The sequence below is a fragment of the Pseudoalteromonas sp. Isolate6 genome (genome assembly GCF_022398435.1).
GTDB classification, from domain to species: domain Bacteria; phylum Pseudomonadota; class Gammaproteobacteria; order Enterobacterales; family Alteromonadaceae; genus Pseudoalteromonas; species Pseudoalteromonas galatheae.
Map to the genome: position 1 here is coordinate 1 of NZ_JAKEVK010000188.1, position 9,214 is coordinate 9,214.

Consider the following 9,214-nt stretch of genomic DNA (forward strand, 5'->3'; position numbering starts at 1 on the left):
GAATAATAATAAGACTTAAAAGTCGAAGGGAGAAGTGTCCAGTTGTGACGCTCAGATTAGTAGGCGGTAGAGAGTGATCTCTGCCGCCTTTTTATTTGGTTGCCTCTATTATACCTGATACAATAGCCGCCTTATTAAACAATCACTGTTGACCGTTGCAAGATTCAACTCTATTCAGTTGTGGCCTGTGCCAAGGTAATCAGCTTGAAACCTACCATCAAGACAAATATCGACTGTACTGGCAATGTCAAACCTGCCAGTTGGTGATGGTTGATCCCAAGTCGAGATTAACACCAGCTCAAGAAAAGGCTATTTATGATAGCCATGAAAACGACCTGGCCGATGAAGGCTATCGTCGCTTTCTAGCACGAGTGGCGGATCCACTGTTGGCACGTTTGGTGACACCAAGCCAAGGCTTAGACTTTGGCTGTGGGCCTGGGCCGCTGCTTGCAAAAATGCTTGAAGAAGCAGGACATCAGGTAGCTTTGTTTGACCTGTACTATGCTAATGATGCCAGTGTACTGAGTCGTCAGTATGACTTTATCGTGAGCACAGAAGTGGTAGAACATTTAGCAGAGCCTGCAAAAGTATTAGCGCAATTGTTAGCACTCTTAAAAGTGGGTAAACCGCTGGCCTTGATGACCAAACTTGTCATCGATAAAGCACGCTTTGCGAATTGGCACTATAAAAATGACCTAACGCACATTTCATTTTTTAGCCGGGAAAGTTTTGCGTATTTTGCCGCGCAGCAGGATTGTGATTTAGAATTTATTGGGAATGATGTCATCATTCTCACCAAGCGTAGTTAACGCGAGAATTTTGGATAACCAATTATGACTAGAAAGAAAAAGACACGTAAAGTTGCAGCCAATGGAACACCAAGGCTGAGTAAAGAAAAGCTACAAGCGTTACGTGCACTAAAAGAGCAGCGTAGCAAAAAAACCAAAGGTAAAAAGCCAGGTTCTAGAAATGCACCTGAGATCCTAGCGAAAGAGCAACCAAACACGTCGACCAATAAAGATCCGCGTGTTGGTAGCAAAAAGCCAATTTCTTTGGTTGCAGAGCCACAACCGGCTAAGTCGAATACCCAGCCTGAGATGAAGCGTCATCTGCAACCACAAGTTCAGTTAACTACGGCGATAGAAACGCTTACTCCAGAACAAGAGCTAGAGCAGTTAGAAAATGATGAACGTTTGATGGCGCTACTTGAACGCCATGAGCGCGGTGAACTGCTAACAGGAAAAGACGCCAAGTATTTTAATCGCGGCATTGCGCGTCATCAGGAGCTGTGTGAGATCTTAGGTATTGATGATGAGTTTGAAGAAGGCGAGATGTTAGAAAATGATCCAATGGATCAGTTTATGAGTAATGATCTAGCAAATGAATGGTTAGACGACGACTTTGAGGAAGATGATAAGTAATGAATACTGCATGGATCATCGCAATCATTATTGGTGCCCTGATTATTGCTGGACTGGCGTTTTACGCGGGTAAATTACTATGGCAGCTGAAGGTGCAAAAAGAGCAGATTGCCAAACATCGCGAGCAAAAAGCTGCTGAGCTCGAAAAGTCACGCCAGAAGCGCAACGAAAAAATTGCGGATAGCGTTAACTTACTCGCGCGCGCGATGAAAGAAAAACAATGTGAATATTCTGAAGGATGCTTACGAGTTTGGGTGCTTATTTCGCAATATAGTTTTGATGAGGAAGTTGACTTACAGCAGAGTTACCCTGGTGTTTATCAGATGTATGATGAAGTCAAAGAAATGCCAACTCATGATGCGCGTAAGAAGTATTCTAAAAAAGAGATTTTCAAAATGGATAGCCAGCGTTGGCGTGCTGAAGAGCGCCTAGAAGCGGAGATCTTACAGGACTGCGAAAAGCTGATAGCGCGCTTTAAAGCGGCTGCTGGTAGTGAAAACGTTGTGTTTCAGTAAGCTGGCTTGTGAAAATGGGTAAGTGAATCCCTATTCAAACTTCAGATTAAACGCCCCAAGTGGGCGTTTTTAGTTATAAATGAGAAATTTTTAACCCAATTAGCGTCAGATTTACTTCTTCAAATCGTGTAAGTATTAAGTCAAATAGGTATGATTTTACTGTGCGATATATTCACATTCGGTCAGCACTAAGGCGTTTTTGCATTGGTAATATACTTCCACTTGTTGTCCTTCGCTTAAATCATCGTGTAGCGTTTTCATCAAAGTGAAAATAAGTTTCTTGTCATCAAACTGACTCAGTTTGACTGCATCAAAGCCAAAGAACTTTTGTACCGTACTATAAAGTGCCTTAAATATGCTTTCCTTGGCTGAGAAAATAACCGTCAATGGACAGTGCACTTGCTCGCCAAAAAGCGCAAAAACTTCAACTTCTTCAGGATGTAAAATTTGTCGTTGTAGTTCGATTTCCTGCTTCGGTTTCATATCTCTTTCGATATCAATGCCTAAGCCTTTCACGGCGATATCATCTGTAGCAATCGCAGCCGCAATCCCTCGAGTATGGGTGATACTGGCAACAATATTAGCAGGCCAGATAGGGGCACGATCGGAGCCGTTAAGCAGCGTAAAGTCACCTTGTCCAAATTGTGCTAGGCAGGTTTTGGCGCATATTCGTCCCGCTAAAAACTCGGCTCGCCTTTTCGCTACCGCTTTATCAAGTGAAGCGGGCAGCAGTATATTTTGCTGTTCAAAGGAAAGCGCGTCAAAGCTGTCAGGATCAAACTGAATACAATGAAAATGGTGTGAGAGGTAGGGGGTAAATAGGTGACTCTGAGTACTTTGCAAAGCTGACTCCCGTTATTCATATCCATTATTAAAAGGCTGGTATTGCGCCTCTAATTCGCTTTGGACGCTTAGTGTGCATGAGCTAAGCGTCCATAGCAAGATATGAACGAGAGATTGAAAGTTATTTTAACTTACTCGCAACTGACACCAGTTGCAGAGCGAGGCTTGATACTTTTTCAGCAAGTTCTGGGTCTTTAATTTTACCTTGATCATCAAACGCATTAAATGCGCTAGGAACAGCCAATTGGTCTGCGAGTACTAAACTGCCAATGCCAGACAACACATCACGGACATGGTTTAGGCCGCGTAACCCACCTAAACCGCCTGGTGAGGCTGCATAGAGTGCGACTACTTTGTTTCTAAATGCGGGCACCGCACCTTGTTCTGTTCTAGATGCCCAGTCTATTGCGTTCTTGAGCACAGCAGTGAAAGAACCATTGTATTCTGGGCTTGCTAATAGAATACCATCGGCATCGCGTAGCTTGTCTTTTAAAAGCTGGGCACCTTTTGGTGTGCCTTGTGCTTCAAGATCTTCATCAAACATTGGAATATCTAAATCTTGTAACTTGATCACTTCTACTTCTGCACCACTTTCTAGTGCAAAGTTTGCCGCGGCTTGGATGAGTAATTGGTTGTAGCTGTCTTTTCTTAAACTGCCTGCTAGTGCGATAATTTTTGCTGTAGTCATCTTGCTGATACCTTATTTTGTTTCGTTAAAATGATAGTAGCAAAATTTTACTTGCACAAAACCGAAATAAACGCAAAGCTTTTGTGCATATATGCACAGAGGTAATTATGGATAAATTCACAGATTGGCAGGATCTTAAGGTCGCTTATACGGTCGCTAAGCTTGGCACCTTATCAGCGGCGGCTGAGCACTTAGAGATCCACCACAGTACGGTACTGAGGCGAATAAATAGCCTAGAGGAAGCCTTGGGGACGCGGTTATTTCACCGCCATGCCCGAGGTTACCAAGTAACACAGGCAGGAGAAAAGCTGCTTACGACTGCGAGTCAAATAGACGAGCGTTTGATGGAGTTGAGTACTTCTATTGTTGCTTCGGACAGCCAGCTCAGAGGTAAGCTATTAGTTACGACGGTCAGTGGTTTTATGGATATGCTGTCGGAGCCTTGTTTGACTTTTCAACAATTACACCCACAAGTGCAACTTGAAGTCATTCTCGACCAAAAGCGTTTACGCTTAGATCATGGGCAGGCGCATGTTGCGGTGAGGGCAGGGCCAAAGCCCGATGAGCCTGACTACATAGTGCAGCATCTAAATACCTTGGAAGCTGGTTTGTACGCGTCTTCTAGTTATATCAAGCGTATGGGGAGTCCCAGAACACTTGAAGCGTTACAAGCACATTACTTTGTCTCTGGTGTGGCCGGGTTTAATGCAAGAGTGCCATATTTCGCTTGGGTAGATGAGCATATTCCTGAGACGCAAGTGACGCTTAGGGTGTCTGAAACGTCAGACGCGTCGCGTGCCATAGTTAATGGTTTAGGTATTGGTGGGCTACAGCACGATGTAGCAAAACGTTACCCAGATTTACAGCCAGTGTTGCGTGATGAGTTAAAATGGTTAAGCCGAGTTTGGCTAGTTACCCATGTACTGGTTCACCGAACGGCCAAAGTACAGGCATTATGTGACGTGTTAAAGCGCCATTTTGCTAACCTGAACTGAGGTTAAGAGAATTACGGCTGGCGTTATTTTTCCAGCTTTTTGCAGCTAACCTTACTGAGCACGACATAGGTATCCTTTTTCGGGTAGTAGAGCACACACTGGGTGTCGCGAAGCTGCAAAATGAAACTCTCATAAGCGAGATTATGGGCGCCTAAAATTGGACTGCCATTGCCATCTAGGCTTTGGCCATGCTCAAGCAGTAGTGTTGGACTACGTTGAAAAGCGGTGCTTGCGAGAGTCGGTGGTACGCCGCCTTTGAGTTTTACTATAGCTTGCTTGAGTTGTGATAACACTTCGGGCGAAGATGTCGAGAGTACAGCCTCATTTACCGAAGTTGCTGCAGGCGTGCTATTGCACGCTTGCAGCAATAAAGCCAAAACGGTGATTTTCGCCGCTTTTAGTAGCGCCATTATTGCGACTCCTTAGGCTTCATCAAAATGGCATTTTCCCGCAGTGGATAAACTGGAAGCGTAACCGCATGCTCCTTATTTTGATACTGTGGCTGAGCGTTAGGCGCAAATTGCGCTACATTTGGGCAACGACCGGTATCTATATGCGTAAGTGCTGCGGCTAAGAGTCCTTCATTTTCACTGCCTAACGGTTCTGAGAAGTCATCTGCGACAATACAACCTGGCACTTGCGCGCTTAGGCCAATTTCGCCACTGCTCGAAGCGCCTGATGGGGTGAAGCCATCTGCGTAAGCGTCAAAGCCCTTCGCGTTTTCTGAACCAAATTGGATGGTATAGTAAACCGTGCCGCAGTTTTGCGCGGGTACAAAGCCATAGGGCTTGCCTCGAGTGGTACCGCCGATCAAAAATACGTCAACATCAATGCCGCGCAGGCCATTAATCACATTTTCACTGGCAGAGGCTGTGCCTCGTGTTGAGAGTATATACACTCTAGGTAAGGTTACCGTGGGTAAAGAGGTGGTTGTAAACTTGTTTTCAGCCCAGTTTATTGCTCTAGACTCAAATTCAGTTCGTTCTTCTTCTGCAGTACGCTTGTCATTCAATGTGCTATAAGTGAAGGTTTTGTTTAGGCTGCTGTTGCCCGCAACCATATAGCCTAATTGCGCTGCCATAATGACGCGACCTCCACCGTTGTAACGCATGTCGAGTACCAAGTCGTCTATTTGTCGTGTTTTAAATAGATTGAAGGCTTCAATTAATCCTTCTTGGGCTGTTGGAATAAATTGATTGAACTGCACATACCCAACCTGCTTGTCGCCATAGCTAATGACTTTAGCGTTTTGCACCGGTGAGGTTTCAATATCGACTGAAGTCAGGGTAATGGATTTTTCGTTGCCTGCTTTATCTTCAAATACAAAGGTATGAGGCTCGCTTTGCTTTGGTGATAGGCCCGCATTCAGTGCAGCGCTATTATCGCTTGAAATAAAGTCGATGCCATCTATCGAAAGGATTTTATCTCCACGTACGATCCCTGCATTCGCTGCTGGTGAATTGGGCTCTACTGCGGCGACAGTAAAATTACGTGGTGGTGATGTGGCAATGGCCGCCCAGCGAATGCCATAACCAGTTGCAACGCCCGACTGTGCTTCTTTTTGGAAGCTTTCATAAGATTCGTGGAAGTGAAATTGATCTTTGGCATTACCCGATGCTGTTGTTTGGTTTGTTTTTAATTGCTCAAAGTAATCGATAACGGTATCGAATTGTGTTGGGTCGTTGTCTAGTACTTCATCGTACCAAAGGTAGGTTTCATTGGTAAAAGAGCGGAGCCACATCTTTTCATGCATCGCCGTACCAACCTTATCGGGATAAGGTTGGTTGTTGTTATATTTGTCTATACCCGTTCTTGGAGAGGCGCAATAGTTAATAAACTGACTTGATGCAGGAAATTGATTGAACGTCCAAGTGGGCGGCTCGGTTTGTCCAGTGTTATTACCTGGGTTATCGGTGCCTAACGAATCGCTACCACCGCCACCACAAGCGGCTAATAACAAGCTCATTGCTGTTGATGCGAAAACTAGAGTAATACGTTGCATCGTATTCACGTTCCTGTTTTAGTTGTATGACTAAAAACTAGCACCGCTTGGGTTATCTCGCAATCCCTGTTTCTGCCAAGCCGTGAATAATTTCCGCTGCTGTGAGGAGATTTTTAGTCCGTAGGTTTTTTCCATATAAAAATACGCCTCAGCGATGCGTTTTCTTGCATATTCTGGAGGTTCAATTCGGCGTAATTTAAAGTCTATCTTTACTGGACATGCACCATAATTTGCTTCAGTACTAGGTAACATGCCAAAACGGAAATTAGAGCGATCCCCATTAATTTCACCAATTGCTGGGGCGAGATTGTGAATATCGGCTTCCATCTTCCTAAATTGTTCACTAACCTTACGGCAGTTCTTTCTACCCCCATCTTGCCAGCACTGTAACTGATGTCCAAACTCCCACGCGGGCACGATATGCTCCCACTCAACGCGCTGAGCACGGGCGTTTTCTTTGCCGTTGTGAGTGTAAGGTAACCTCGGGGTATAACCACAACTTGCAGAGTCCGGCACCAGCTTTTTGCCTTGCTTTTTGATATTACAATTACAATAAAGCGTACGGGTATTGTCGGTAACTTGTTGTGATAAATGTTTCTTTGCTTTTGAGAAAGACGTGAATTCTTGAGCGTTAGCTGTTAATACAAATAAGCTAAGCGCTAAGATATAGTAATATCGTGACATAACCTCTCACCAAATGGTGGAATACAGGGAATATCACTATATCAAAAAAATCATCAATACCAACAAGAGTGTACGATAAGAACCTTTATTTCTTTAGTGTAGGGCGACGTTTTCGCCAAGGTGGAGATTGCAATAATAACAATATGCCGGTTAGACAAAAGAGTACACTCGTTGCAGCGAAGGAAATGAGCAAGGGGTTATTAAAATCCTCACGTTCGTCGTAATCCATAATGTGTAACATCCAAAAAAAATCAAAGATGCGCCACAACGTGCTACGAACCGTCACAACCTCGCCACTAGTTGCGCTTAGATACAGCGTGGTGGAGAGGATATCGTTATACTCGACTCGCCAAACATCTTCCTTGTAACCTGCTTCTCTAGGAGCGGTGGCAAGTCGTTCAATATGGCTTACATCTGCTGCAATTAATAGGTGTTGGTTGGCCTGTTGTATTATTTGCTGTTGATTTGGAGTGCTAAAAGGTTCCCCTGTTATCCCATTGAAAATGAGATTCTCATCTTGGTTGAGTTTGATGATGGGAGTATCGAGAAAATGGCCTAACTGGATTTGGTGCACTTGCACTGTGTTTTGTACTAACTGATTGAGGTCTGCCCGGTACGCAGCGGTGGGAAAGGGGTTATCTAAGTTTCTATGTGCCAAGTGTTTACCATGGACCTTTTCTAATGGGATCGCGCTCATGACCAGCCCGCCTAATAGCCAAGCAAAGATCTGTAAAAACAGTAAATAGCCAAGATACTTGTGGAGTTTACGAGCGGGTTTTAGCAGTTTTTTAATCATCACAATATGTTATTCTAGGTATTCGTGAGTATGATAACTATAACGCACGGTGCTTAGAATGTGACAAATTGTCGCATTGTCCAATAAGTAATGTCCTTATCACGCCGATAAGTAAGCCATTACTAGATTTAGCTTTACAAGGTAGCTTTTAATACATGTCTGAAATTCAATTTTTAAATGTCGATTTGGAACTGGAGTCAAAGCAAGATATCAGTGCGCTAGTTTCAGATTTAAAGAAAAATGCTATCGTGCTGCATTACGATCAAGATGACTATCGTCAATTGGCTCGTATTGAGGCAAATACCAATGAATTAACTCCTGATAAAGCGATTAACCAACTGTGTGAGTTAATTGAGTCTTGCTCTAAAGCGGCACTAAAGCAATGGCTAGGTTGTACCAAGCGTACATTTGATATTGGTTTTAATTCAGGCAAGTCACCCAAGTGCTTCTCACAAGCGCTACATGCTGATACGTTGCTTAGAATTTCGGCAATAGGGGCTAGCATCGAAATCACTATCTATCCAATCGAGTCTTAGGCTAAGTTAGAATAAAATAGTGTGGACTGAGTTACTCGCTGCTATTTTTGAAACTAGAGGGGAAGAAATGGCTCCCCCCTAGCTCTAGATCAATTGGTGAGACCAGCTCGACAGCTTATTAATGATACGTCCGTAACTACTTGACTGGTTTCTACATTGTTATTTAGGCTCGGATAAGCTGTGAAAATCGCTGTCTTATACTCTGTCCAAGGCTGGATATAAGTACGGCCTTCCCACCGTCCAGGGTGATACTTAGAAAATGTTCTTTTGCCTTCAATAGGGCTGGTTAACCTCGGGCATGACGGAATTTCTCCACCTGGGTTATAGTTGCTTTTATTCAAAGAGCCTTCCGTGTAAGTTGGTACGTGAATTGTTCTCATCCCAGAACCTGTGTCGATAAAAGCTGTAATCCATCTGCCGGGAATAGTTTCTACTCGAGAGTCACGGTTAGATGGCTTTGCTTCAGCGCTTCCGCTTTGTGATCTCAATGATTGTCCAGTGAAAGGATTTCTTGCGTCACCCCAATATAAATACTTACAGGTACGTGTTGATTCAGATTCAACTTTAATACTGCACGCAACAGGCCCTGAACCACCTCCGAATGATAATGTTGTGGCATCTGAATCAGCAAGTTTCACCGTCAATGGTTCTACTTCTGAAGATTCAGTTGCACTCAGTGTAAATGGTATGGTGAGCAAACTAGCAATATAAATAGATCTAATACTCATTAATGT

Annotated in this window: 12 protein-coding genes; 5 read left to right on the forward strand and 7 right to left on the reverse strand. The window is 43.9% G+C overall.

Annotated features, from left to right (window positions below; all coding sequences use genetic code 11):
• Positions 1-155 precede the first annotated feature (155 nt).
• Genes L1D50_RS18630 through L1D50_RS18640 form a run of 3 tightly spaced genes read left to right on the forward strand, consistent with a single transcriptional unit; the run spans position 156 to position 1,936 of the window.
• The gene (locus L1D50_RS18630) at positions 156-809 is read left to right on the forward strand and encodes a class I SAM-dependent methyltransferase (protein WP_128725853.1); all 654 of its coding nucleotides are present in this window, start codon (positions 156-158) and stop codon (positions 807-809) included.
• Between the two features lie 24 nt (positions 810-833).
• A complete protein-coding gene (gene yihI, locus L1D50_RS18635; protein WP_128725852.1) occupies positions 834-1,421 on the forward strand; it encodes a Der GTPase-activating protein YihI in 588 nt (195 codons plus the stop codon).
• Positions 1,421-1,936: a DUF2489 domain-containing protein gene (locus tag L1D50_RS18640; protein ID WP_128725851.1), complete on the forward strand. Its 516-nt coding sequence runs from the start codon at positions 1,421-1,423 to the stop codon at positions 1,934-1,936. Before yihI ends, L1D50_RS18640 begins: the two co-directional genes overlap by 1 nt.
• Before the next feature lie 156 nt (positions 1,937-2,092).
• Here the strand turns inward: L1D50_RS18640 and L1D50_RS18645 are convergent, their stop codons facing one another.
• Positions 2,093-2,779 (reverse strand): 4'-phosphopantetheinyl transferase superfamily protein, encoded by a 687-nt coding sequence (locus L1D50_RS18645; RefSeq protein WP_128725850.1) that lies wholly within the window; start codon positions 2,777-2,779, stop codon positions 2,093-2,095.
• Positions 2,780-2,900: 121 nt separating this feature from the next.
• The gene (locus L1D50_RS18650) at positions 2,901-3,467 is read right to left on the reverse strand and encodes an NAD(P)H-dependent oxidoreductase (RefSeq protein WP_239966571.1); all 567 of its coding nucleotides are present in this window, start codon (positions 3,465-3,467) and stop codon (positions 2,901-2,903) included.
• Between the two features lie 104 nt (positions 3,468-3,571).
• On the opposite strand from L1D50_RS18650, the gene L1D50_RS18655 reads away from it, so the two are divergent.
• Positions 3,572-4,462, forward strand: coding sequence for a LysR family transcriptional regulator (locus tag L1D50_RS18655; protein ID WP_239966575.1), 891 nt, complete (start codon positions 3,572-3,574; stop codon positions 4,460-4,462).
• A gap of 23 nt (positions 4,463-4,485) precedes the next feature.
• Here L1D50_RS18655 and L1D50_RS18660 read toward each other — a convergent pair whose 3' ends face one another.
• From L1D50_RS18660 to L1D50_RS18675, 4 genes are all read right to left on the reverse strand, one after another.
• Entirely contained in the window at positions 4,486-4,872 is a 387-nt protein-coding gene (locus tag L1D50_RS18660; RefSeq protein ID WP_128725847.1) for a hypothetical protein, read from the reverse strand.
• Positions 4,872-6,464, reverse strand: a complete 1,593-nt coding sequence (locus L1D50_RS18665; RefSeq protein WP_239966572.1) for a S41 family peptidase — start codon at positions 6,462-6,464, stop codon at positions 4,872-4,874. Before L1D50_RS18665 ends, L1D50_RS18660 begins: the two co-directional genes overlap by 1 nt.
• A 30-nt stretch (positions 6,465-6,494) precedes the next feature.
• Positions 6,495-7,148: an endonuclease gene (locus L1D50_RS18670; protein WP_239966573.1), complete on the reverse strand. Its 654-nt coding sequence runs from the start codon at positions 7,146-7,148 to the stop codon at positions 6,495-6,497.
• Positions 7,149-7,233: 85 nt separating this feature from the next.
• On the reverse strand, positions 7,234-7,944 hold the full coding sequence (locus L1D50_RS18675) for a hypothetical protein (RefSeq protein ID WP_239966576.1): 711 nt from the start codon (positions 7,942-7,944) through the stop codon (positions 7,234-7,236).
• Positions 7,945-8,099: 155 nt separating this feature from the next.
• On the opposite strand from L1D50_RS18675, the gene L1D50_RS18680 reads away from it, so the two are divergent.
• The gene (locus tag L1D50_RS18680; RefSeq protein ID WP_128725844.1) at positions 8,100-8,480 is read left to right on the forward strand and encodes a hypothetical protein; all 381 of its coding nucleotides are present in this window, start codon (positions 8,100-8,102) and stop codon (positions 8,478-8,480) included.
• A gap of 89 nt (positions 8,481-8,569) precedes the next feature.
• Here L1D50_RS18680 and L1D50_RS18685 read toward each other — a convergent pair.
• The coding region (locus L1D50_RS18685; protein ID WP_239966574.1) for a hypothetical protein at positions 8,570-9,214 on the reverse strand (645 nt) is incomplete at its 5' end.

Coding starts and splice junctions, on each gene's coding strand:
- yihI (WP_128725852.1), top strand. CDS start 834: ATGACTAGAAAGAAAAAGACACGTAAAGTTGCAGCCAATGGAACACCA.
- L1D50_RS18640 (WP_128725851.1), top strand. CDS start 1,421: ATGAATACTGCATGGATCATCGCAATCATTATTGGTGCCCTGATTATT.
- L1D50_RS18680 (WP_128725844.1), top strand. CDS start 8,100: ATGTCTGAAATTCAATTTTTAAATGTCGATTTGGAACTGGAGTCAAAG.
- L1D50_RS18665 (WP_239966572.1), bottom strand. CDS start 6,464: ATGCAACGTATTACTCTAGTTTTCGCATCAACAGCAATGAGCTTGTTA.
- L1D50_RS18660 (WP_128725847.1), bottom strand. CDS start 4,872: ATGGCGCTACTAAAAGCGGCGAAAATCACCGTTTTGGCTTTATTGCTG.
- L1D50_RS18650 (WP_239966571.1), bottom strand. CDS start 3,467: ATGACTACAGCAAAAATTATCGCACTAGCAGGCAGTTTAAGAAAAGAC.
- L1D50_RS18670 (WP_239966573.1), bottom strand. CDS start 7,148: ATGTCACGATATTACTATATCTTAGCGCTTAGCTTATTTGTATTAACA.
- L1D50_RS18675 (WP_239966576.1), bottom strand. CDS start 7,944: ATGATTAAAAAACTGCTAAAACCCGCTCGTAAACTCCACAAGTATCTT.